This window comes from Parapedobacter composti (assembly GCF_900112315.1).
GTDB classification, from domain to species: domain Bacteria; phylum Bacteroidota; class Bacteroidia; order Sphingobacteriales; family Sphingobacteriaceae; genus Parapedobacter; species Parapedobacter composti.
Window position 1 is genome coordinate 1 of the sequence record NZ_FOLL01000029.1, and the last position, 23,705, is coordinate 23,705.

Genomic DNA, 23,705 nt, shown 5'->3' on the forward strand with positions numbered 1-23,705 from the left:
GCTCCGGTTTGAATCGTTTCCCTTTCATAATACACTGTTAAAGTTATCAATCATTTTCTATTCTCTAACAGTCTTTTTTTCGGGGAAGCTTACACACCGATTAACTTTTCCATATCGGAGTCAATCGCCTTTCTACTATCTTTTATTTCGTTGCTTAATGTTTGTTTCAGTTCATCGAAATCTTTATTAAAACTAGCCTTTTCGGTCTCATAATCATGTTTCATGGCGTCAAGTTCAGTTTTAAAGGTAATCCTGTCAGATTCATAGTTCTGAGTCGCTATAGCTTTGATATTGGCGAACTCTGTTTGGAAATTCGAATTGATAGTTTTTGTTTCAGCTTCCTTTTGCTGCAGTAGCGTTGATATTCTGTTAAGCTCCGACCTATTCTTCTTTAACTCTGTATCGAGCGCTTTAATGGATTCCTTTAGCGCTTTGTTTTCTTGTTCTAAACTGACATGTTTTTCTTTAACTATTTTCTCAAAACCTGCGATGCTCTTGGAAAAGTTGAAGTCGTTCTGTGAAAATGGGAGTGGTAAATTCCTAATCCTTGTGATTGCAGAGTGTAAATTGTTTCTTGAGTTATTTATATGCCCTGGATTTCTATTTCCGACAAAGGCATTAATCTGTGATAGTGCATTTTCGACTTCTTGAGAAATATGTGTCAGTTCCGCTTCCTGGACTATTGCAGGTATTGTAAGGTTTAGTCTGTCAACTAAATACCTATACGCCGTCTCAAAAAAATGGATATCATCGATGTTAACTGCCTCCCTGATTTCGTTTTCAGAAATACGATTTTTGAACTGCTCAAGCTTGTCAAAAATTGAATGGCTTTCAAATTCTTGTCCTGTCATTGTTGTTCTTACGGTTATAGTTAGAACGTGCGCATCATCCACGTGCTAACTCGTTCTTAACTACTTTCTTTTTTGCGGGCTTGATTTTCGCCCATCGTCACTTATTTTCGCGTTACCAAATCACAATATGCCCTATCTCGGTGATATATCGGTGATTTCTTTCGGCTCTACACGAACTGTGCTTGAGCGCTTCTGAAGCTACGGGCAGCAAAAAACCGAATAGAAGGGGAAGGTATACCAGATGACGGTACATGGCAGTTGACGGTTTGGTCGTTGTCATTTCTTTTTGTTTCTCATTAGGCCTTGCGGTTACAAGGTGACGCCTAAAATAAAACATGGCAAACTGTTTTGCAAGCGTGATCTCTATTATTGCCGCGATTTAGGACTAAAAAATCGAATGGGGAAATTTTTTCAACCAAACGCGGATTTATTACTACGAAATGGGCTTTGGAAGCAACGAAATGAATTGCGGGGTCATTTGCGTTTCAGATCCATTTTATAGTAAGCCTCTATCTTCCTGCGGAAATCATCGGCTGCCTTAAGCTGCCGGTCTATGCGTTCAAGCGACTCCTTCCAGCCCAGGTAAGGCTCCCGGGTTTCATACCGCCTGAGGTTGTAGTCGGTCACCAGCAGTTTCCACTGCGCCTTGAATTCCTCAGGCGTATACCACTTATCCTCCAGCTTATCGTATATCCACTGATGCTTATTCCAAGCCTCCAGCAGCAGTTTCTTCACCTGCTTATATAAGTGTTGCGAGCCTCCCACGTATATCATGATGCAAATATAATACTAAATTAATTAGCAAATCGGTTGCGTCGATTTTGATAATGTTTGTAAACTATAAGTAGATGTCTATTGATCATTTCTATGCGCTATTTTTGACAGCAAAAAAATGAAATGGCTAAGACTAAACTAACTATTAACAACAACGGATCGGTGAGAATTGAAGGCGATTTTGAAATCGTGGACAGAAATGGTAAAGCCTATGGCTTACAAGGGAGAACGGTACTTTCTATTTGCCGTTGCGGGCTTTCAAAAAACAAGCCTTTTTGCGATGGTTCACATAACGGTCACTTCGAACATGAGGCCATAGCTTTCGATTTGCCTCCAAAAAAGGCCTAATGAGCAGGCGCGTAACGCCGGCTTTGCGCAGCTCGGATAGCATATAGGGGAACAGCGCTTCCAGTTCGGAGCGCCTGGGATCTGTCTGCTCACGGGGTGGTTTATCGGCATTTAGGTAAACCTCCAGTTCGCTGTCCTCAAAAAGCAGGAGTTTGCGGAAGCTGAATCCGCTCGCCCCGAACCGCCTCAGATAACCGGCAATAGTACGTCTGTTGATGCCGGTTTCCTTTTCTATGTTCCGCTGGGAAAAGCCACGGTCCAGGAATAGTAACAGTTGTCTTATCTTGTGCATGCTAAGGGGTTGTTTGCCATGTCGCCAGGAGATCTTGTCGACCCCAAACTTATGCAATCCTAAAAATCCCAGTGATGCACTTTGCAGCGGAATTATTGGTGTACTTTGTGCCGGTGTCTCGTCCTAAAAAAACTTTACAGACTGGTGTACTTTGCATTCTGGTTCTTACTATAGTTTTTGTCATGTTACGTAATTTTGTAATCATTCGCTACACCACAATGAAACTGTCATATTCTCTATAATCAAAACTTCACTAATCAAACGATCCGAGCGGATGAAGCTTCTGCTGAAATGGGAATTCCCCGGCGGCAAAGTTGAAACGGGAGAAAGCAAAGAAGATTGCTTGAAAAGAGAAATTTTTGAAGAACTATGATTGGAAATCGAATTGGCAGTCGCGCTTACCCCAGTGGAACACCAATACCCTGAGTTTTCAGTCTGCCTCTCCCCTTTGTAGATGGACTGGTGGTTCGCTTGCTGTGAACTTGAAGATCTACGAAGAAATGGTTGAACAGAATTTGGTTCACCAGCAAATGCCGTCATTAAACAGTCCGGTGAAGCCCTACCAGTTTTCGTTGAAGTACAGATCGATGATCATTAAAAAAATATTTCTAAGTAATATCGCGTGTTTTTTGTACGTCAGCCGCGAGTCTCTTGGCAGAGCACGGTCAATGATTATGAATAAAGGTGGCAAGTATTGTGATTAACCGTCAGTAATCCGGGAAATGTCGACAGTTAAGGTCTATACCATACATCCCACGAACGCATTCATTGATAGAGCAGGTACTCACTCCTAGGGCACGTCAAACGAACATGCCCTTCAGTTTCTTCGCTATAAATAACTGACCCGGGTAAAGGTTTTGTTCCATTGCCAAACAACTTAATCAGTAGATTTAAGTAAAGACGATTTTTTTTCAATCACAGCTTTTATCGTTGAGATACTTTGCTCAATTGACTGCGCGGTTGTGTCAATAATATTGGATTCATAGTGACCTAGGTTGGTGAATTGCTCCCACATCTTCTCTACCAACTCAAAGTTGCTATCTTCGCTTAATTTGGAACGATTGATGGCTCGTTTCAAGGTTTCTTCCTTACTTGCTCTTAAAATTAGGTAATGGACTTCATAACTATCTTGTACAGCTTTTATCCATGGCTCCAAGAACCAAGGGCCAACAACTCCATCAACAATTACATCGAACCCCCCACGAGCAAACCTCTTTGCAGCTTCCAAAAACGCTTCAATAACAATTAAGTTTTGTTCTTCTGATTCAGGTAAAAATGGGGGTATTGCCCCTTTCAAAATATAGTGGTAAAAATCGTCAGTGTGCATATGTACGGACTTTAAAAAATCCGACTTTTTAGCAACAATTGATGCGATTGTGCTTTTTCCAGTGCCTGGTGAACCTGATATTATGATAATTCTCCCTTGTCGCATAATTCCGTTTTTTCCAACAATAGGATATGAGCCAAACATGTTGAAATCAATCCTGATTCAATATTTCCTTCGCCTGCTCCGGAAACTTCTGCACGATCCAGCGCAACACGTCCAGCTGGTCCTTGGCAGGTGCCCGCCGGAGCTGCGCCAGCAGTTTGATGGCATCCGGCCTGTTGAGGGTAAGGTTGCTGGCGCCCTCATTGCACACCGAGCAGATGGCGCGCAGGTTTGAAGGGTCGTCAGTACCGCCCATGGACTTGTCGATGACATGGCCGATGTGCAGCCGCGTCTTGCGGCTGGTATCATAGGGATGCGGCTCTCCCGCGGCAGCCCCGCACATCTGGCAGGTAAAGCCGTTGCGGTCCAGTACAAAGGCACGCGTTTCTTTGGAGATGCCCCGCTCAAATGCTGGCAGCGGCTTGAGGTTTACCAGCATGTACTGGCCGGGCTTCAGGTCACTCCTGTCGTTGTGGGTCACGATATTCATCCCCTCCTCCCCCCTGAGCTCACGCACGCGGCGTCCCCACTCGCTGGTACCCGCTACCTCGCGGAGCACGGAGGAATCCAGTATTTCACCCACGTGGGCGATAAAAAACTCACGCAGCTTTGCTTTTGATCCCTTTTTTGGTCTGTTGCTTTCCATATTCGGTTAAGGCCCTGCAGATTGATTGTCCTATGGCTTTGGCAACCGGAGGCGGGAATGCATTGCCCACCTGGCGGTATGCCGGGGTTTTCTTTCCTGCAAATGTCCACGAAGCAGGGAATCCCTGTATCAGCGCCGCCATCTGCAGCGTCAGGCGGGGCATGCCCACATGGTCAGGTCCCGGCGGCCGGTCCGCCAGCCCTTTTCCGTCGACTCCCATCGCCGCCCATGTCTGTTTGGCCCGCGTAGGGCCCAGGTCGGCACCGCCGTGCTTTTTTGACCCGCCGACCAGCGTGGGCGCTATGGTATTGGCCTGCTCGGCCCATCGCGAAGCGTCCCAGCCGCGTGAGGCCATCTCGGCATACAGCAGCTGACCTACCGTGGCGGGGGCCTGTTCTGACTTTTCGGGCCAGCGGAAATAAGGCATGACCTCTTTTTTCAATGCGACGAGGATAGCCCTGGGCCTGAGCTGCGACACGCCGTAATCGCTGGCATTCACCAGACGCCATTCGCATTCGTAGCCGAGATCAGCCAGCCGGGACAGTATCTGGGAACGGTAGCCGTCAAACTTGGCACTCAGGATACCCTTTACGTTTTCCAGCATTACCGCTGTAGGTGAGCACTCGGCAACGAGGCGGAGCGCCTCCGGAAACAGATCCCGTTCATCCTGCTGGCCCAGCTGCTTGCCTGCGATGGAGAACGGAGGGCACGGTACGCCGCCCGCCAGCAGATCAACACCCCGGTATTCCCTGGCACAAAACTGCTTCACATCCTTTTCGATCACATTCCAGTCAGGCCGGTTGTAGCGCAACGTCTGGCACGCCAGATGGTCCAGCTCAACCAACGCGACATGATCGAAGCCCGCCGCCTCAAGCCCAATGGCCTGGCCGCCCGCTCCGGCGCATATTTCGATCGATTTGTAAGCCATAAACTCAGTTTTCCCAAAGATAGACAAGATATTTTAAACGCCAAACCGAAATCTAATTTTTTTAGCCAATCAATAGTCCGGCGGATACGGCAGCCGCCCTTTTTCCGCCGTCTCCAGATACAGCATGATCTGGTTGATGCATTTGTTTAGATTTTTGCGGATATCGTGTTCCCAGAAACGGAACACGGTATATCCCATAGCGGCGAGTGAAGCGTTCACCTCACTGTCCCGCTTCATATTGCGCTCTATCTTCGGAATCCAGAAGTCACGGTTGCTTTTGATGATGTGCTGCGTTTCCTCCCAGCGATGACCGTGCCAGAACTCCCCGTCCACGAAAATGGCGAGCCCGTACTTCCGGATGACCATATCGGGTTTTCCCGGCAGGTCCTTTGCATGGGTTCGGTAGCGGATGCCCTTCGCCCAGAGTGCTTTGCGCAGAAACAGTTCCGGCTTCGTATCCTTTGCGCGGATACGGCTCATGTTGTAAGAGCGCTGCGGTGTTGTAGGTAAGCGCGGCATAACCGCAAAATTATGGATAATAGCTGGCAATGGCGTGGTCAACCTTATCACTAACGCTTTGTGAGCTGATGCTCAGGGAGAGACTCGAACTCTCGCTGTGCTCCGTCAGCATATATACACAGCTGAATACTGACAGGACCATCACGCTGCAGACCCCGCGAATGCTGGGTAAAGTAACAGGGTATTGGCTGTAAGACTGCACGCGCGTTCAAACCGCTCAGTCTGGCTATTAAGGTGGATGAAAATGGCCGATATATAGAAAAATAAAAAATTCAGGCCGCTTTGCGACAACTTTAAAGTATGACTACCGTCTTGTAAAACTCTTCAAATTTGGGGGCATTGATACTGAATGTTCCGACGGTCGCCGTGAACGTGACGATATAACCTCTGCCATTTTTAAAAATAAAATACTGCTGGGATACATACGAAACGTTTTTCATCAACGTGTTGGTAATATAGGCTGTGTGTTCAACCGAATCGATCTGTACCTGATTCAATATGGTGCCTGCGTTTTTTACCCGATTGAACTCGGCTTTAACCAAATCGTCGAGATTTTTTATCCGCGGATGTTCAATGGCTGTGATAGAGACCGCATTTTCGACTTCGTGTTTATCCATTTCGGTATACACTTTTGGCATCCCCCATCCAACGATGGTGTAATTGAGCGTATCTGCTTTAATTTCCTGGCGCAACATCCAATCATCTGGAATGGACGCTTGAAATTTGAACCTGCTGTTTTCAAAGATTGTTTGGCCTAGAACGCCATTACATACTGCTAAAAACAGGAATATAGTACCCAGTATCTTTGCTGTCATAGTTATCGGTGCAACCGTATTCTCAAATATAAAAATTTTACGGTCATTGATTATCAAAAAAGCTGGAATTTTTCAGCGAAAATTCTTCTTGTCGGCATACAAGGGACTGCAAGCACATCTCGTTCCCCGCCCCACTGCAGGGGAAAAGGCGACCTCTTATTTCGCTTTCCTGCCACCGATCCAGCTCATCTTGGGCAAGAAATTCCCTTTCCTTCGGTTTGGCTGTGTTCTTGTAAAATGCGAAAGGGTCTTCGGTAATCCATCGGTGGGCAAGCGCCAGCTTGACAATCTTGCGGAAATGCTTCATGTATTTAGCCGCGGATATTGCGCTGATTCGTAATCTTCAACGAACGCATGATTAATGCGCTGGATGTCGATATCCGTATCCGCGTATTGCTTTAGCACATAATTCGTTCAAGGCTTGGATAGAAGCACAAAAGCCACCAGCAGGGACTATACCTGCCTGCTGCAACGCTTCGAGTTGTTGCAAGGCGGCTGCGATTGCTTGATGCTGTCGCTTGCTGATGGCTTTCACTTATTTTGTATTGATTGTTTCAAGAATTACTTCGAGATACCCCTGTGAGGCATCCAACAGATGATTAGGATTAATAAACACTTTGTGGGTCTACATAATAGTATATATCCTCATGATTTATATATAAGTTGTTTGTAACGTATTCTATCGGAGTAAGATATCTGGTCGTCACTTTTTTCACCTCATCTGGTACAATAGCGACATGTGAATAATACATAGTGCCTCCTGCATTATTCACTTTATTGTCTGTTCCATGTTCTTTAAAGGAAATAAAATATCCGGGCTGATAGTTTGATAATCTTTCTCCTAAGCGTACTAAACGATAGGTGGCCGTATCTAAAGTCTGTCCTACCGCTTCAATAGTATCTACCGGGACATAAACATACTGGCGCCCCTGTGTGTAACGGAAATTGACAATAACATCTGTCTTTTCGAAAGGGATGAGTTTTTTCGCATAGTTGGCAATTTTAATTTTCATAAAGCCATCGGGTGCAGCTTCTTCATCAATTTCACCATCAGGATTAATAAAAGCAATAGGATCTTCTTCGGTAGGTTGAAATAGGCTATATCTTTCGGGGCTTCCTAGGACAATATTTACCGTTTTTTCTCCCAACACTTCACCGGTACTTTCGTCATAAAATTCAAATTTTCCTTCGCCTTCGGGTACACGGATGCGGCCTGTGCCGCCTTGCAGTTCAATCGGATGGCCGTTGTACTTTACTTTGAGGAGGCCTGCCTGATAACTGGCCGCTTGGTCGGCAACAAAATACACCTCACCGAAGTTCGTATGCCTTGGTGTGTATTCCCATTTCTGGCAGGATTGTAATCCCCCTATCAGCAGGGACAGCAACAGTAGTTTATGAATTATCTTCTTCATGTATCATTGTTTTTTATCTGTTCTTCAAATTCAGCGCATGTAGGAGAAAAATATTCCCCCACTAAAAATTATAGGTTACCGACAGGCCGAAACGTCTCCCTTCTTTTCGGCGGTACAGAATGGTATCATCGTCCTTTTTACTGTAACGGAGATCGCCGCGTTGCAATTTATCGGTTAGGACTTCCTGCCCGTCTACCACGGTGTTGTACGAGTGGTTATTGGCGTAATAGATTGCCCAGTCGTTGATCAGATTGGCCAGGTTGAGTTTGACCTCCATTTTTCTCTTCAGGAAGCGACCGTAAAGCTGACCGTCCAGTTGACCGGGTACCTTTTCATATTCCACCTGAAAACCCTCGGTAGCGGTGAGATTGGTGCGGTAGCCGCGTTGGTTGTAGCTGGCGGTTACGCCGAATACCTCACCCCAATAGCCCAGCCCCAGATTGAGCAACCAGGGTGACTGTCCAATCAGCGGCCTGTTCTGGTTACTGCCGGGATGCTGCATGAACACGGTGGAACCGTCTTCCATGTTGGTCGGCCGCCAGCCGCTCATGGTTTTGACCTTGGATTTCAGCAGGGTGCCGTTGGCGTAGACAAAGAAGTCTTCCCACCATGACTGTTCCCCGAAAAAGGCAAGGTTTTTCCGTATTTCCATCTCCAGCCCCAGGTTGGTGGCCGATTCCATGTTGGCAAACTGATAGTACGCTCCCTGCATTTCTTCCATCTTGATCAGCTCAATCGGGCGGTCGAGGTATTTGTAATAGCCGGTCAGGGAGATGATCTCCCCCGGGCCGGGGTACCATTCCAAGCGGGCGTCCACATTGTCAACGAGGGTGCTCTCCACGCGGTCACCACTGACATTGGCATCCAGCTCGTAATCGTAGAAGCCAAAGAACGAACTCTCCCTGAAATCGGGCCGGATGACGGTCCGGGAGTAGGATGACCGGATGTTGAAGGTTGGCGTCAGTTCGTAGGTCGCGTTGAGCGAGGGGAGCCAGCGCCAGCCGCTTTCTTTAACACCCATACGGAAACTGATGAACTCGCCGGGATCCGGACCATACTGCCGTTCCAGCAGCTCTTCCTGGCTATTGTTCAGGTCGAAGGATTCGCCCCGAACGCCATAGACCAGGCGCAGCCTGGTCCAGAGCTTCTGGTCGGCCATGAGGTATACGGCATGGGATTTCATGCGGCCGTCAAAAGCAGGCCCATTGGTGTTCATGGCCCAGTAATAGGCCTGGTTCTGCTCGCTGCCGATATTGGCCGGATCGAGGATGACCTCGTAGGGCTGGTCGAATACGCTTTCCCGCGCGGCAAAGGGCACCATACGGAATACGGACAGATCGCGTTGCTTGTCAAAGCCCTGGTAGCCCGCCTTCAGCAAGGTACGGACGCTTGTCTCCTGTCCGAATGATCTGGACAGTCCCAACGCCCAGTTAAAGTCCTGCTGGTTGACGTGTGTCCACATGCGCGAATCCAGGGAGAGCGCATCGGTACCGGCGGCAGCCGGTGTGCGCACGTTCGGCGACTGGAAATAATAGTCGTCGCCTATCTGCTCCGTAAGGTCATACTTGAATTTCCGCTCGTCAAGGATACGCTGGGTAATGTGCGTGTAGCCCAGCATGGCCGTAGCCTGTATGCCCGCGGGCAGGGCATATTCGCCGCTAAGCTGGTGCTGCTGCAGCGACATGGCTTCAGGCAGCTGGTACATTTCGCGGTGCGGGCCATGCGAGATGTCTGCATAGTTCAGGCGGGTGGCTTCGTTAAAATTATCACTGAACGAACGGGCATACATGTTCTTCGACGCTACCTTGAATTTCTCGCCCTGCAAGCCCAGATTGGCAACCAGGCCGCTGTTGCTGTTGAAACGGTAAGAGGTACCGGCACCGTTCTGTCCGACCTTCGTGCTGTCTATAAAATGGATGACATCCCCGTAGATGGAACCCCTTACATTGTTGAACAGGTGAACCTGCTGTTCGTTGCGCAGGCTTGCCGCTGCGGAGAAACCGAAGCGCATGCCGTTCTTCAGGTCGTAGACGCGGCCGATGGACAGGCGGTAGTTTTGGTTGGGGCTGCCCTTTGCCTGTTGCAGCCGCAACGGCTCTGCCGACAACCTCCGGGACTGGGCCACGGCGTCCAGGCTTCTCCAGGGGATACCGTTTCCGGGGATCAGCTCCACGTTGTCCATATTGTCACCGAAAGGCGGAGGTACATCACTGTTGCCGAAATTCCAGGACTGCATACCCTCCGGTAGCTTGGCTGACCTGTCAAAGAAGCCGAAGTATTCGCTGGTATGCCGCTCGCCCATGCGATAGAAATCGTTGCCCAGGGACTGTTGGTTGAAACCGCTTCCGATCTGTATGCTGGTGAAATTATGGGTCGGGATATCCATCGTGCGGATATTGACCTGCCCGCCGGAAAATTCAGCCGATACATCCGGCGTAGCCGTCTTGTTGACCACGACCGAGCCTACCATCTCCGTAGGGATGATATCGAAAGCAAAATCCCTTCTGTTCATGGACGTGCTGGGAATACTCAGCCCATCGAGCATCGCCTGGTTGTAGCGGTCGCCCATACCGCGTACAACCACACTCCGGTTGTTGACGGTGGTCAGCCCCGTAACGCGTTTCAGCGCAGCGCCCATATCGTTGTCCGGCGTGCGGGCAATCTGCTCGGCGGAGATGCCATCGGTCACCGAAGCCGCGTTTTTTTGCTCTGCGTACAGTCCGGCAACGGATGCTTTTTTATAGCCCGAAGTAACCACCACCTGGCTTAGCGTGTTGGTTTCCGCTTTCATGGCGATGTTCAGCGGTGTGGTACTGTTTTCTTTTACCACAATATCCGTAATCCGTTGCGTCTGGAAAGAGATGTAGCTTACTTCCAGCGCATACGTGCCGGGCGTTAAGCTAAGGGCATAGCTTCCGTCCACGCCTGATTGCGTGGCGATGCTGCTATTGCCCACCACACGGATGGAAGCACCGGGCAGGGGTTCACCCCGGTCGTCAATCACCTTTCCGGAGATACGGCCGGGCTGCTGGCGGACGGCTTTGGGTGCAACATTCGCTTTTGCCTTAATCAGGATATTGTTCTCTACAATTTCATAATCCATCGGCTGGTTGCCGAACAGCCTGTCGAGCGCATGGCGAAGATTTCCGTTCCGGATATGTATATCCACAGGGACGGCTGTTTCCATCAGTTCGGTACTGTACAGGCTTTCATATCCGGTCTGTTTCTTGATGTCGGACAGTACGGTGGAAAGACGGGCACCTTTATAAGAAAGGCTTACCTGCTGGGAATAGACCACCGCATGCAACTGCATGCAGGCAATCAGAATGAACAGGATAGTTAGTTGTAAACCCGGTCTTTTCCTGTTGCCGGGACGATTTAAAATCATATTTTTGTATTATTAAGCGAATAAATCTGTAAACTAATTCTTGCTGGATTATTGTCAGAGGCTTAATATCGCCGGCGGTGTACCACCACCGCCGGTTTTTTACCTCTCTTGTACGGTTCTATGTCATAGGCGCTCGGGTTTTTGCGGGTTAACAATCTGTTTATTGGATATAATCTTCACTTTCTTTGCGTTGATCTCAAACTTAAATCCGCCGGTTACTTCGAGCATGTTCAGCACTTTGGACAGTGGCAAACGGCGTGATATGCCACCATTGAGATGTACGCCGGGCATGTGGCTGTAATCGATGTCTACATCGTACCAGTTTTCGAGCTGCTGCATCACGGTGCGGATATGGTCGTCCTCAAAGCGGAACATGCCGTTCTTCCAAGCCAGTTCCTTTTCGGTATTGGCAGGCTGTATGTTCATCTTTCCTGCTACAAACAAGGCCTGTTGCCCTGGTCTAAGCAGGGCGCCTTGACCGTCTGATGCGCCGTTTACCCGTACGCTGCCTTCAATGAGCGTAGTGGCTTCGGTGGTTTGTGAGGGATATGCCTGTACATTAAATTGGGTGCCAAGCACCGCTATCCGTTGCTTGGGGGTTTCCACAATGAAAGGGACACGCCCCCGTTTACCCCGTACCTTTGCCACATCAAAATATACTTCGCCGGTCATTTTTACGCTCCGCTCCCTATCGGTAAAGGCTATGGGAAAAGTCAATGAGGAACCTGCATTCATCCATACTTTGGTACCATCGGGTAGGACGACCTGATACTGCCCTCCTTTGGGCGTCGTGATGGTATGGTACAGGAGTGTATTGCCGGAAACAGCAGGGGCGTTGCCCTGGGGCCGGTACACCAAAGCACCTTCGGCATCTATGGTAAAGTGGTTACCGGGCTCCTGTGCCAGTTTTGCCGAAGCACTTTCGTCCAGCGTTACAGAACGTCCGTCGGCAAGTGTCAGGTAAGCTTTGTCGGCTGCCGGCAGTGCATCGTCCATCTGATGCGCTAACCGCGTTTCGTTTTCCGGCTGGCGGTGCCGTGACAGTTGCCCATATCCCCACCATAAAGCTATCAGGCAAATAGCGGCGGCTGCCGAAATCCATGTCATGCGGCGGTACGGTCTATGGTGCTGTACGGGAGCAGACTCGGTATGTGCGCTGATCTTCCTGAACAATTTTTCGGCATGTGCCTGCTTTTCTTTTGGGCTCATCCGTCCGGTAATTCCGGGCTTCTGCTCAAAGGCTTCGTACATAGCGTCCAGCTCCCGGAGTTCAGCCTCCGAAGCCGATCCCTGTTCCATTTTTCCGATCAGTTCAACAAAACGTTCTTTGTCCATTTTTGTGCCTCAAGGACCCGCTGACTACTTCGGCTGCTTTGGCACCAGCCTGCATAAGCGGGTTTTAACAACAAGACACACTTCTGGCAAAAAACCGCTATTGGAAAAATGATTTTTCTATAAAAACCGGGAAATCGTGAACCAGAACACGATAGAATAGTGATATTTCCCAAAATCTGAACGCAGGATATCCAACGCTTTGCGGATATGCTTCTCTACGGTACTGATAGATATATTGAGCTTTTCGGAGATATTTCTGTGGGACAGGCTCTCCATTTTGCTCAGCAGGAATACTTCCCGGCATTTCGCCGGTAACCTACCGATGGAGCTTTCCATCTGGATAGACAGTTCTTTATGGTGCAGGGCGTAGTCGGGCGTATCGGAACAGGTCACATGATTTACGGCGAGTACACTCTCCATGTATTTTTCATGGATGTGCCGGGAGCGGTAGTAATTGAGTATTCTCGATTTAAGGGCTGTTTTCAGGTAGCCTTCTACAGTGGTGTGGATGGTGAGCGTTTCCCTTTTCTGGTACAGGGTAACAAAAAGCTCCTGAACGATTTCTTCGGCCTCTTCCATAGCGCCCAGCCTTTTATATGCGCTGTCGAGCAATACATCCCAATACCGCATAAAAATCTCCTTGAACGCTTGGTGGTTGCCCTGTTTCAACGCCTTGGCTAATTCCTGATCCGGTAATGCCTTGAAAACCATTAGACCGATACTTTTTCCAGCACCAAAGTTATCCCGTTGAAAAATAAGCAAAAGTTAACTTTTTGTTAATTTAATGCGAACCAAGAGGTTTGGGCGACCACGGGAGTTTTCCGCGTTACTTTATTAACATAACGTTAATGTAAAACAGCTATGTTTGTATTTATGGAAAAAACCGCGGAGCATAGTTACAAAAGCCGGTGAGCGGAAAAAAGTCACGCTGGCGGACGGATCGGAGATCACCATGAACAGCGCCAGCCGGATCAGGTACCCGGAAAGATTTGACAACAGCGCGAATCTTTAAGGGCCCCGGTTTCGGGGCCCTATTTAAGTTTAACCTTTCAAAGAATCGCCCGGGCCACCGTCTGGAACCACATTTTCAAACGCCTTAGATATATCCATATCGAATACATTGTGCCACAAGCTCAACTGTGTTTTTACATTTACTTTTTTTCAACAAATTTTTGCGATGGGTCTCGACCGTATTACGGCTCAGACAAAGTTTGTCTGCAATACTATCTGTGGTCATACCCAACGCCAGGTGTTTGATGATTTCGATCTCTCGCTTGGAATAAGGAGACTCGATGACGATGCCTCTCAGATCAAACGGTTCGTAGTGCTCAAAGATGTTTTCATCAAACACATCCAGATCCATGTAACTCGGTTCGCCATCCAGACCGATAAGGGATAGTTTGCGGTTATTGACAGATGTAATGTGCGTAATATCGGTATGACAGCCAAAGACCTTGAGCAAGGCACCGTCTTCGGTAGTCGCCATGGTGATGGTCTGCAGCAGAAACATCCGGTAGCCTTTATGTATCGTACGCTCACGCAGACAATAGGAAATCTTATACTTGATCATTTTATCCGGCGGGATGCAGTGTTTCAGAAAATAGGCCACAACATCTTCGCAACGCATCATGAAAGTCATGTCGTCGGGATGGACGATATTGATGAGTTGAGGTAAACTCATCTCTTCCGGCGGAATCCCCAACAGCTTCATTGTGGATGGGCTGACCACATCAAATGTCAGCGTTGGCGAATCGATGACGTAATAGTAAAAGTCACCCGGACAAAATAAATTAGCAAAGTACTGAGCCACATCGGTCGTGGATGGAGCAACGGATTTTTTCCCTAAATAGTTATTATGGGAATGCCAGATATTATAGATGGTGTCGACCTTGTTATTCATTTTAATGTTTATTTCAAAATGAAACCGCTTTACTAAAACCCAGCTGTAACTGCGAAAAATCCTGTTTGCGATCAGACAAGTTCAGGTAGTTGATAAACCGGAGGAACATCTTATCTGCTTTTTGTTTATCTGTAAAATAAAACAGATTGGCCCTAAACGAAACGAGTCTGTTCCACTCATCATTGCCAATAAATTCGTTGGGATTGAGTTTCTGCCAGAGGTAACGTCCTCGCAGATCAAATCCAAAGTTATTCAGCCTTTTGCTTTTAAGCACAGCTTCTATATAAGGCGTGTGCAAGGCTGCATGAATCTTATCCTCTCCAATAACCAAGTTACTGGAGCTATACATATAGCCTGCTTTCACTTCAAACGAATTGGATGGCCGCCAATCTGCCCGGAAAAGATTGACATCCAAGCCTACAGCGTAGGTATAACGCCTGAACAGCTCCAATCTATTGATTTCATTTGTACTAGACACATTGATCGTATCAAATTTACTCTCGATACGGTTGAAATGAAAAAAAGGCTCTATTGCATCCAAGGGAGCGAAGATATAGGTGTTAGGATAATTTGCCCGGTGTAAGTAAAGTTTTGTATTAGCCTCGAATTGTATCAGCCCGTTGGGTTGATCGCCAAACACGCCCAACAGATCAGAGTACACCTGTAGATTAACTAACGAATTGAGGTTATTTCTGGCAAATAAGGTTTCTGTTCCGACGGCAGAAACTGTACCCGTACTATCCTTGCTGTTTCGTATCGTGATGGACTGTTCATCCGGAAAATAGTTGAATCTGCGCTCGGCCTCGAAATAAACAGCGTCCTTGAGTAGTATTTTGCTACCGTCCTGAGGGTTGATCAGTTGATCGTCAAAACGTCTTTCCAACGTCAGAATAGGGATGGGAGACTTTGTATTGTAAAAGGATCTGCCGTCGGCTGTGTACACCTGCAAGTGTTCCATCACCCCTTCGCTGACGGTGATTACGGCACTATCAATGGAAATGGCATCGTGTACCCCAATAGCGTTAAAAGCTTTTATTGAAGGCTGTTGCCCACCCAAGCCTTTCAGAATATCCTCTTTCCTTTTCAAAGCCTTTTCGATCGTTGCTGTGTCTGCCTTTGCAAAAACCACAGCATACGGTTGCAGTAAAAAACGTCCGATTTTGGTCTGTCCATCACCGTCTCCTTTTATCTCCTTGAGTAGCGTTAGCATCTGCTCTACATCGCTTTTGGATACGGTCACGGAGTCCTGGTCTTGGCTGTAAGCTACTGATGTAAAAACAATCAGCAGCAATAGGGTTAGGTATTTTTTCATGGTTTTCGGCTTCTCGGGGTTTGTATATTTTATTCGGATAATCAGTTTGTTTTACAACTATAAATAGATGTTACAAGCAGTAATATTGAAATGTTTTTATAATGTTTGTTATATAATTACACTTACTATTTGTGTTTATTCTTAATCTGGAATATAAACTACACGGAAGCCTACATTAAAAGAGCGCCTATCCCTGTCATAAACCGTTGAAATCTTTCGTTCTCCTCGCCCCCCTCCTCTTATTACTCTCTTTTCTCCCATGGTTGGACCCATAGGATTATCTTTCGGGGAATAACTGTAATAATGTTCATCATAATAATCATAACACCATTCATATACATTTCCGGTCATATCATAAATTCCCAACTCATTGGGCTTGAATTTTCCCACTGGTTTATAAGCATAATTCTCCTTTTGTGTAACCTCCTTCCAATTGTTACTACCACTATATATGTAGCCTTTACTTTTTTTTCCGCCTCTGGCTGCATATTCCCATTCAGCTTCTGTGGGTAATCGCCAGGTGCCTCCGTATTGCTCCTCCAACCATTTACAATATGAAATAACTTTTTCCCAATCACCCTCATCATAACCTACTAAAACATCAAATTATGATACTCCCTATTTGCTGGACAACTTTTGCACTAATTTAAGATATAATCACGACACATTTTTGATTATCTGATAGAACCTTTCGTCGGGTGTTATCCGGCCGATCGATTTATGCCTTCTCTCGGTATTGTAGAAGCATACATAATCCTTTACCTGCCGATATAGATCGACCCCACCGTTTGGTGGATTCAGATAGATTTTCTCCCTTTTGAGCGAACCCCAGAACCGTTCGATGTAGATATTGTCCAAAGCCCGGCCCTTACCGTCCATGGATATTTTCACCTCATGCTTTTTAAGTGCTTCGATGAATACCGAGGATGTGAATTGGGATCCTTGATCGGTGTTGAAGATTTCCGGTTTCCCGTGCCTTTCCATGGCACCCAGCATGACATCCCGGCACCATTCGGCACTCATCGTATTGGAAATGTCCCAGCCCATAATTTTACGGCTGTATACATCGATGATGGCAAACATATACATGAATCCACGGAACATGGGGATGTAGGTGATATCCGCCTGCCAGACCTGGTTTGCCCGGTCGATCTTCAGGTTCCTGAGCAGGTAGGGGAATTTATAATCCCCCTTGTTTGCCTTGCTGAGATTCTTCTTGGGATGAATGGCCTTCAGGTTCATAACCTTATACAATCGCCTGATGCGCTTTTCCCCTACAGAATAACCCAGGTCCATTTTCAGGTATGCGGTCATCCGCTCCACCCCATAGAACGGACAGTCCAGGAACTTCCGGTCAATTGCTTTCATCACCCGCTGGTTGTACAGGGATTCCCCTTTGGGCTTGAAATAATAACTGCTACGCGGCAGCTCGATGACACTGCATTGCTGGTAAACACTCAACTTTTTATAAGGTGGGCAAACAAGCCTGCGCTTTTCTTCCAAACTCATTTGCCCAATACTTTTTTTAAGAAATCCACCTGTATCTGCAATTCCCCGATCTTTGAATACAGTTCCTTCTCCTTGGATTCATCTTTGGCCGAAGCATGATCCTTACTGAATACCGATTCAGCTTTATCCAAAAACTCCCGCTTCCAGGTGTTGATCTGTGTAGGATGAATCTGGTATTTGGCGGCCAGCTCATGCACCGTCTGCTGCTCCTTGATCGCTTCGATGGCTACTTTAGCCTTAAAGCCTGCACTGAATTTTCTCCGTTCTTTTTTCATTTTTCAACTGCTAAGTTAAACATTTAAGCAGCTGTCCAATTTTTGGGGAGTATTATAAATGCCCCATCTTCTTTTCTTCCGCCAATCATTTCCTCCTTCTTTTTTCCTATAGATTGTAAATAGCCGTTCCATTCTCCGTACGTGACCTCATATTTCCCGATATAAAAATCACTTACGGTAACTTCGTGGGCATCTTTGTCTTTTCCCATTATATAAGTGCCCCCTTCTACAAAAACGAGGTTGTTATCTGCAATTAGCTTTTCAAATTGTTCGGTTTTTAGCTGTTCTTTCAACTGTGTAAACTCTGCTATATTGGAAAATTTTGGCAGCTTGTTGGACAGTTCATACACCTCTCTGTACTTGTTCTCCAAACCTGCAATGTCGTAGTTTTGCATATATTGCTTGCAAAGTTGTTGCAGCTTGTTTACCTGTTCGTAGCTTTCATAAGGGTTGGCTTCCCATATTTTGCCTTCTGCCATAATGCGTAAATACAAGATATTGGGTGCGGTCTTACCTAAGAGTTTCTCGGTTTCATTTAGGTTGTCAATGCACTCCCGGTAGTTTCCGGCTACAAAGGCTTTTTCGGCATCTTCGTATTTGAGCTTGGCGACCGTGTTTTGACCGAACGAATGGTAGCTATAAAAAAGAACGAATGATATAATCAGACAATTAGAAAGCTTCTTATATTTCATTGGCAATGAGGTTTAAAAATCAATTTTATATAATGTTCTATTGGCTTACAGTTAGTACGACTCGAAATCCTGTTGATTCATTTTTAAATGTTGGCTCTTTTTTACTTCGATAACCGACTTCACAATGAAAAGCCATACTTCCGTGTGTTTCGAAATTGCCTCCTCTTCTCACACGCTCTTCACCTTTTTCGGGCCCCATTGGATTATTTTGAGGTCTTTCTTCATGATAATGAAAGGAATACCAGTCGTAACACCACTCTGATACGTTTCCGCTCATATCATAAATTCCTAATTCATTGGACAGCTTACTCCCTACGCTAGTCGGTCCTTTTGGACTTTTCCAAAAGTCACCTACAAAAGCGATATCTTTTAACTTGTCTCCACCACTATATTTATATGCTCTGCTTTGTTTCCCTCCTCGGGCTGCATATTCCCACTCTGCTTCTGTGGGTAAACGCCAAATACCGCCATATTGCTCCCTGAGCCACAAACAATATTTCATTGCATCTTCCCAAGAAACATTCGTTACGGGTTTGTTTGTGGATCCAGACAGAGTTTTTGCTCCGATAGCAGCAAGATACCTATTATAATCGCCTACTGTCACTTCATATTTGCCTATATAAAAATCATCAAGAGTAACTGAACGTTTTTCCCAAAATTGCGTATGTCCCATGAAAAATGTTCCTCCCTCTACAAAGATTAATTTGTTTTCACTGCTTACCTCGTCCAGCCATTTTTGTCTTGTTTCTTCCTCGTTCTTGGCTATCTTGCTGCCTAATTGTACCAACTCGCCTTGACTACCAACGTTAGGAAGTCCAGATGACAGTTCATACACATCTCTGTACTTGTTCTCCAAACCTGCAATGTCGTAGTTTTGCATATATTGCTTGCAAAGTTGTTGCAGCTTGTTTACCTGTTCATAGCTTTCATAAGGGCTGGCTTCCCATATTTTGCCTTCTGCCATAATGCGCAGGTATAAGATGTTAGGTGCAGTTTGACCGAGCAATTTTTCGGTTTCATCTAAAAGTGAAATACAATTTTGATAATTGCCGTCATAAAAAGCCTTTTCAGCATCTTCGTATTTCAGTTTAGCTACAGTGTTTTGGGCTTGTGCATAGCCGTAAGCCAAACAGATCAGTATCAGGATAAGATATTTCTTCATTTTACTTTGATTTTAATCGGGAATATAGACGACACGGAAGCCACTAATATTATCTGTGCGTAATTGGTCGAACCCACCATGACGATAAGCAATGTTTAAATATCTCATTATATCATCGCTCCAATCACCTCCACGGAAAGTACGCCAAGTACCTGTAGAAGGACCTAATGGGTCTTTATTCGGGCTTTTAGCATAATAACCTTTATCCCACCAATCGTAGCACCATTCGCGAACGTTGCCGCTCATATCATATATACCTAGTTTATTAGCTTTTTTTTGACCCACAGGATGCGTACCGCCTTCGCTATTATTCTCATACCAAGCTACTTCTTCTATGTCGTTACTTCCACTGTATATAAAATTTTCGTTTTTCTCTCCACCCTTCGCTGAGTATTCCCATTCGGCCTCAGTAGGCAACCTCCAATTCCCTCCTGTTTTTTCGGACAGCCATTTACAAAAGGACATAGCATCATCATAGCTGACATGAATAACCGGATAATTGTCTGAACCCTCGTTATATTCTTTACCATCTACACCATGCCTCCAATTAGTGCCTTTTTTTTCTCTCCACCTTTTTCCGGTCCATAATCTGCTGTGCGCTTTTTTTTCGGCTGAAGTCTGGTATCCCGTCTCCTGTACAAACGTCCTAAATTGTCCTACCATAATTTCATATTTACCTATATAGAAATCGCTTAATTGAATATTGTGTGATAGATTTTTATCATTTACTTCTTTGTTGTTACTACTTCCCATCATAAAAGTACCTCCTTTTACGAACGCCATTGGAATACCCGATAAGCTGATTATACTATCTATGTTGGCTTGTTTACGTACCTGAGCCTGATAAACTTCTATAGTCGGGAGTTTCATTGACAAGTCATACACCTCTCTGTACTTGTTCTCCAAACCTGCAATGTCGTAGTTTTGCATATATTGCTTGCAAAGTTGTTGCAGCTTGTTTACCTGTTCGTTGCTTTCATAAGGGTTGGCTTCCCATATTTTGCCTTCTGCCATAATTCGCAGGTACAAGATGTTAGGTGCAGTTTGACCGAGCAATTTTTCGGTTTCATCTAAAAGTGAAATACAATTTTGATAATTGCCGTCATAAAAAGCCTTTTCGGCATCCTCGTATTTGAGTTTAGCTACAGTGTTTTGGGCTTGTGATGTGTAACAAGCTAATAACATAACGAATAGGATAAGGTGCTTTTTCATTCACATGCTCCGCGATACTCTTTTGTGCTTAACTGATCAGGTCAGTTTCATCTACGTTGTCTAAGCTTACAGTAAAAATCGACCTTTATTATTTTTAGTTATGCCGCATTCATGTCAAACTCCAGATTGGGCTCCAGCCGCTGCAATTGCTTGTCTGCTCGCCCCTAAAACCAAAATCCATGCTGATGGAGGTTTCATCAGTTTATTTATTTATTGGATTTCCCCAAAAATCGGTTTTAGGAGAATTTGTGCTTGTTGGGCTGTTTTCTTTATGAGGATTAATTCCTTCATAGTTCACTATTGTGGTATTTAAATCAAATTTTACAAATGAGTTTAAAAGCGAACGATGAATATTATCTGCTTCTGTTTTGGAATAAAAAGGACCACAAATAATTTCTTCCAAAGGCGTTAAAGTTGCTATCTGCTCCTTCACTTTGGTTTGCATTGGCCAGGTACCATCGGGATATTTTCCCAAAGCAAACACATTGGAAACGAATGCTCCTGTATATTGTTCGGTTAGCTCTGTTGCGTTATAAGCATATATAAAATAATACAAATTGTTACCACTCGATTTAGTGGAAGACAGGGGCAATTCTCCTTCAGGGTAGCTTTTAAGCATTGCTAATCTACTGTTTTTCAATACTTCTTTTGCCGCCTTAATCTTTTTTTGTTCTTCTTTTCGTGCTTCTTCTGTTGCTTTTCTTTTTGCAGCACCTTCACCAATAGCCATAATTGTACCAACACCCATACCAATTAAAGCTGTTTTTGCCATACCTACATTGTTTGTAGAAATAGCTGTACTTGCTAAATTGCCACTACTTTCAAGTAAAGTTTTACCCGAACTGTAATTTAACTGGCTTTTTGCCTTTTCCATTTCATCAATTACTCTATAGGTTTGGTCAATGCCCTGTTGAGCTTGTTCGTAAATTGCATTGTTATAGTTATCTACTTCTTGACGTCTAACTTTTGGGTCCCGTTCCCGCGTTTCTCTTTGGCTCCTCATCGCCATTTGAGAGTGATAATGTTCGTTATCTACTACTTCCATACCACCATAATCTACGGTATTAACGTTTGGGTCTTTTGTTTTTGACACAACGGGATTACCCCAAAAATCAAGTTCTGTTGCCTCTTGAGTATTGGTTGTTTTGGAACTGCTTTCAGACCTAAGAGTCAAACCTGAAGAAGATGAATTACCCGATGCAGCGTTGCCTTGGTTGTTTTGATTGTTTTTGGGTTGATTATTGTTTTTTAGCAAATCATAGTCCTCCCGCAATGAATTAACGTTCCTCTTGATATTCTCCAATGAGTTAGCTGTGATACCTAAACAATTGATTTGTATAGACGCAATAGGGCTTATATCATTATTGTGGGACTGGCTTCCCCAAATATGTTTAAAAGTTGAGCCTGTAAAGCTGACGAACTGTTGAACAGCATCTTCACTCACACTACCAAGTTCGGTTTTGCCACCATAGTTTATATAGGCACCACCACTTCCAAAATATCTTACGAAACGGGTTCCGTCAGTTGCAGGAGGAAAATCGTTGCTGTTGCAGGCAAACCGCTCTCCGTTTTTGATAAATCGGATAGACTTTCCGTCAGACATTGTTATGTCGAAATAATCTACTGTTACTTGCCCTTCTGTATAAAACCTCGTATGAACGGGTGTTTCTGTACTCGTCGCATATTTACTAATAGTACAAGTTACATTGCCCACTTTTAGATACGGAACGGAAGACAATGAATTCTGAATTGCTTGTGCAATATTATTAGAGCCCCTTAGCGGTTTGTTGTGCTGCCCCTGCCCATACGCAACAGTTGCCGTAAAAACCGTTATAATAACTGCAATGGTTCTTAAGTATTTCATAAAATATCATTTTTATCCGACTAAACGTCGGGAAACTACCATAACTGATACTCAAAGATACAAAGGGGCGTTGCACAACGACAATACCCGAAATCAGGTATTTAGTATCCGGGGGATATGATTCCCGAAATGTTCATAGAATCAGGTCAGTTTGTTCTATTTTTGTTGATCAACATTTTTGATCCATGTACTATATTTCTCAAAAAGATTATTCACAATATCAGGATGGCTGCCTGCAAGATTTGTGGTTTCAGCAGGATCATCTTTCAGGTTGACTAGAAAATACCCATCCTCTGTTAATTCTTCTTCTTCAGCTTCATAGGGGCGGTGGAGCAATTTCCATTGACCGTCCCTTACTGCCCATTGGGGGTTCTCCCTTGTTCCGAGACTTTGCCAGAAAAAAGTTTTATGGGTGCCCTTGTCTGATTTTCCATTGAGAATGGGAACCATGCTTTTCCCATCTATTTTCCTAACCGGTAATTTAATATTGCACATTTCGGCCAGTGTTGGAAACCAGTCAATATTCGTAACAAAACTATCCTCAACATTATTGGCTGAAATACGGCCCCTCCAGGTAATAAAAGCGGGGACACGTATCCCGCCTTCAAAAAGGCTGAACTTTGATCCTCTATAAATACCAGCTGTACCTCCCCCACCCAAAGCAATTTCTTCCCTGGAAAAACCATGGTCTGATTGAAAAACAATAATCGTATTCTCCATAAGGTCACGTTCTTCCAGAAGCTGAATTAAGTCGCCCACCTTCTCGTCCATACTGGAAACAAAAGCTGCATATTTGTCCCTTGGAGAAGGAAGATCCTGATAGTATTCAAGCCATTTGTTTTCCCCTTGATAAGGATAATGGGGGATATTAATAGCCTGTAATCTTCCCTTAGCTAGCTACATTCAAAACTAAAGAATTCCAATCAGAATTGCTATTGCTATCCTGTTGGAATGTGGGAAACTCGGAGAGTTTTCCATATTTCAACAGGAACTCTGTCGGTGTCAACTGCCCCAGCGATGAATGTGGCCTTTCGTTATTGTA

Annotated in this window: 25 protein-coding genes and 1 pseudogene; 3 read left to right on the top strand and 23 right to left on the bottom strand. The window is 45.4% G+C overall.

Annotated elements, in window-relative coordinates:
• Nucleotides 1-89: 89 nt before the first annotated feature.
• Both BM030_RS18530 and BM030_RS18535 read right to left on the bottom strand, forming a co-directional pair.
• A complete protein-coding gene (locus BM030_RS18530; protein ID WP_090975101.1) occupies nt 90-851 on the bottom strand; it encodes a hypothetical protein in 762 nt (253 codons plus the stop codon).
• Between the two features lie 474 nt (nt 852-1,325).
• A complete protein-coding gene (locus tag BM030_RS18535) occupies nt 1,326-1,625 on the bottom strand; it encodes a hypothetical protein (RefSeq protein ID WP_090975102.1) in 300 nt (99 codons plus the stop codon).
• A 123-nt stretch (nt 1,626-1,748) separates the two neighbouring features.
• Between BM030_RS18535 and BM030_RS18540 the strand changes: the two genes are divergently transcribed.
• Nucleotides 1,749-1,973 (top strand): CDGSH iron-sulfur domain-containing protein, encoded by a 225-nt coding sequence (locus tag BM030_RS18540; RefSeq protein WP_079716080.1) that lies wholly within the window; start codon nt 1,749-1,751, stop codon nt 1,971-1,973.
• On the opposite strand, the gene BM030_RS19950 is transcribed toward BM030_RS18540, so the two are convergent.
• Entirely contained in the window at nt 1,864-2,265 is a 402-nt protein-coding gene (locus BM030_RS19950; RefSeq protein WP_170845834.1) for a hypothetical protein, read from the bottom strand. The genes BM030_RS18540 and BM030_RS19950 overlap by 110 nt on opposite strands.
• A gap of 256 nt (nt 2,266-2,521) precedes the next feature.
• On the opposite strand from BM030_RS19950, the gene BM030_RS20285 reads away from it, so the two are divergent.
• On the top strand, nt 2,522-2,638 hold the full coding sequence (locus BM030_RS20285) for an NUDIX domain-containing protein (protein WP_262987353.1): 117 nt from the start codon (nt 2,522-2,524) through the stop codon (nt 2,636-2,638).
• Nucleotides 2,639-3,142: 504 nt separating this feature from the next.
• Here the strand turns inward: BM030_RS20285 and BM030_RS18555 are convergent.
• The 10 genes from BM030_RS18555 to BM030_RS18600 all read right to left on the bottom strand — a co-directional run bounded on the left by BM030_RS18555 (nt 3,143) and on the right by BM030_RS18600 (nt 13,448).
• On the bottom strand, nt 3,143-3,736 hold the full coding sequence (locus BM030_RS18555) for a P-loop nucleotide/nucleoside kinase family protein (RefSeq protein ID WP_449579227.1): 594 nt from the start codon (nt 3,734-3,736) through the stop codon (nt 3,143-3,145).
• A 7-nt stretch (nt 3,737-3,743) separates the two neighbouring features.
• Nucleotides 3,744-4,340, bottom strand: coding sequence for an HNH endonuclease (locus BM030_RS18560; protein WP_090975105.1), 597 nt, complete (start codon nt 4,338-4,340; stop codon nt 3,744-3,746).
• Nucleotides 4,294-5,268, bottom strand: a complete 975-nt coding sequence (locus tag BM030_RS18565; protein WP_090975106.1) for a DNA cytosine methyltransferase — start codon at nt 5,266-5,268, stop codon at nt 4,294-4,296. Before BM030_RS18565 ends, BM030_RS18560 begins: the two co-directional genes overlap by 47 nt.
• A 69-nt stretch (nt 5,269-5,337) precedes the next feature.
• Complete coding sequence (locus BM030_RS18570) at nt 5,338-5,787, bottom strand: very short patch repair endonuclease (protein ID WP_090975107.1); 450 nt, start codon at nt 5,785-5,787, stop codon at nt 5,338-5,340.
• A 293-nt stretch (nt 5,788-6,080) separates the two neighbouring features.
• Nucleotides 6,081-6,602 (bottom strand): hypothetical protein, encoded by a 522-nt coding sequence (locus BM030_RS18575; RefSeq protein WP_139215949.1) that lies wholly within the window; start codon nt 6,600-6,602, stop codon nt 6,081-6,083.
• A gap of 43 nt (nt 6,603-6,645) precedes the next feature.
• A complete protein-coding gene (locus BM030_RS20290; RefSeq protein WP_090975109.1) occupies nt 6,646-6,909 on the bottom strand; it encodes a hypothetical protein in 264 nt (87 codons plus the stop codon).
• 298 nt (nt 6,910-7,207) lie between these two features.
• A complete protein-coding gene (locus BM030_RS18585; RefSeq protein WP_090975110.1) occupies nt 7,208-8,014 on the bottom strand; it encodes a hypothetical protein in 807 nt (268 codons plus the stop codon).
• 61 nt (nt 8,015-8,075) lie between these two features.
• Nucleotides 8,076-11,402, bottom strand: a complete 3,327-nt coding sequence (locus BM030_RS18590) for a TonB-dependent receptor domain-containing protein (RefSeq protein ID WP_090975111.1) — start codon at nt 11,400-11,402, stop codon at nt 8,076-8,078.
• Nucleotides 11,403-11,525: 123 nt separating this feature from the next.
• A complete protein-coding gene (locus BM030_RS18595; RefSeq protein WP_090975112.1) occupies nt 11,526-12,737 on the bottom strand; it encodes a FecR family protein in 1,212 nt (403 codons plus the stop codon).
• A gap of 117 nt (nt 12,738-12,854) precedes the next feature.
• On the bottom strand, nt 12,855-13,448 hold the full coding sequence (locus BM030_RS18600; RefSeq protein ID WP_090975113.1) for an RNA polymerase sigma-70 factor: 594 nt from the start codon (nt 13,446-13,448) through the stop codon (nt 12,855-12,857).
• A 154-nt stretch (nt 13,449-13,602) separates the two neighbouring features.
• Here BM030_RS18600 and BM030_RS20520 point away from each other — a divergent pair, with 154 nt between their 5' ends.
• Nucleotides 13,603-13,749, top strand: coding sequence for a FecR domain-containing protein (locus tag BM030_RS20520; RefSeq protein ID WP_090975114.1), 147 nt, complete (start codon nt 13,603-13,605; stop codon nt 13,747-13,749).
• Between the two features lie 84 nt (nt 13,750-13,833).
• Here BM030_RS20520 and BM030_RS18610 read toward each other — a convergent pair whose 3' ends face one another.
• From BM030_RS18610 to BM030_RS18655, 10 genes and pseudogenes are all read right to left on the bottom strand, one after another.
• Complete coding sequence (locus BM030_RS18610; RefSeq protein ID WP_090975115.1) at nt 13,834-14,637, bottom strand: response regulator transcription factor; 804 nt, start codon at nt 14,635-14,637, stop codon at nt 13,834-13,836.
• Between the two features lie 13 nt (nt 14,638-14,650).
• Nucleotides 14,651-15,949 (bottom strand): hypothetical protein, encoded by a 1,299-nt coding sequence (locus BM030_RS18615; protein WP_090975116.1) that lies wholly within the window; start codon nt 15,947-15,949, stop codon nt 14,651-14,653.
• A gap of 141 nt (nt 15,950-16,090) precedes the next feature.
• A pseudogene (locus BM030_RS18620) lies at nt 16,091-16,513 on the bottom strand (formylglycine-generating enzyme family protein); the annotation flags it as partial.
• A 93-nt stretch (nt 16,514-16,606) separates the two neighbouring features.
• Nucleotides 16,607-17,458, bottom strand: coding sequence for an IS3 family transposase (locus BM030_RS18625; protein WP_090975118.1), 852 nt, complete (start codon nt 17,456-17,458; stop codon nt 16,607-16,609).
• The gene (locus tag BM030_RS18630) at nt 17,455-17,733 is read right to left on the bottom strand and encodes a transposase (protein ID WP_090975119.1); all 279 of its coding nucleotides are present in this window, start codon (nt 17,731-17,733) and stop codon (nt 17,455-17,457) included. The genes BM030_RS18625 and BM030_RS18630 overlap by 4 nt, the downstream gene beginning before the upstream one ends.
• A gap of 23 nt (nt 17,734-17,756) precedes the next feature.
• Nucleotides 17,757-18,425 carry an SUMF1/EgtB/PvdO family nonheme iron enzyme gene (locus BM030_RS18635; protein ID WP_090975120.1) on the bottom strand — a complete coding sequence of 223 codons (669 nt, stop codon included), beginning with the start codon at nt 18,423-18,425 and terminating at the stop codon, nt 17,757-17,759.
• A gap of 37 nt (nt 18,426-18,462) precedes the next feature.
• Nucleotides 18,463-19,587 (bottom strand): formylglycine-generating enzyme family protein, encoded by a 1,125-nt coding sequence (locus BM030_RS18640; RefSeq protein WP_090975121.1) that lies wholly within the window; start codon nt 19,585-19,587, stop codon nt 18,463-18,465.
• A 12-nt stretch (nt 19,588-19,599) separates the two neighbouring features.
• Entirely contained in the window at nt 19,600-20,799 is a 1,200-nt protein-coding gene (locus tag BM030_RS18645) for a formylglycine-generating enzyme family protein (protein WP_090975122.1), read from the bottom strand.
• A gap of 202 nt (nt 20,800-21,001) precedes the next feature.
• Nucleotides 21,002-22,663 (bottom strand): hypothetical protein, encoded by a 1,662-nt coding sequence (locus BM030_RS18650; RefSeq protein WP_139215950.1) that lies wholly within the window; start codon nt 22,661-22,663, stop codon nt 21,002-21,004.
• 156 nt (nt 22,664-22,819) lie between these two features.
• Complete coding sequence (locus BM030_RS18655) at nt 22,820-23,536, bottom strand: sulfatase family protein (RefSeq protein WP_211657662.1); 717 nt, start codon at nt 23,534-23,536, stop codon at nt 22,820-22,822.
• Between the last annotated feature and the right edge of the window lie 169 nt (nt 23,537-23,705).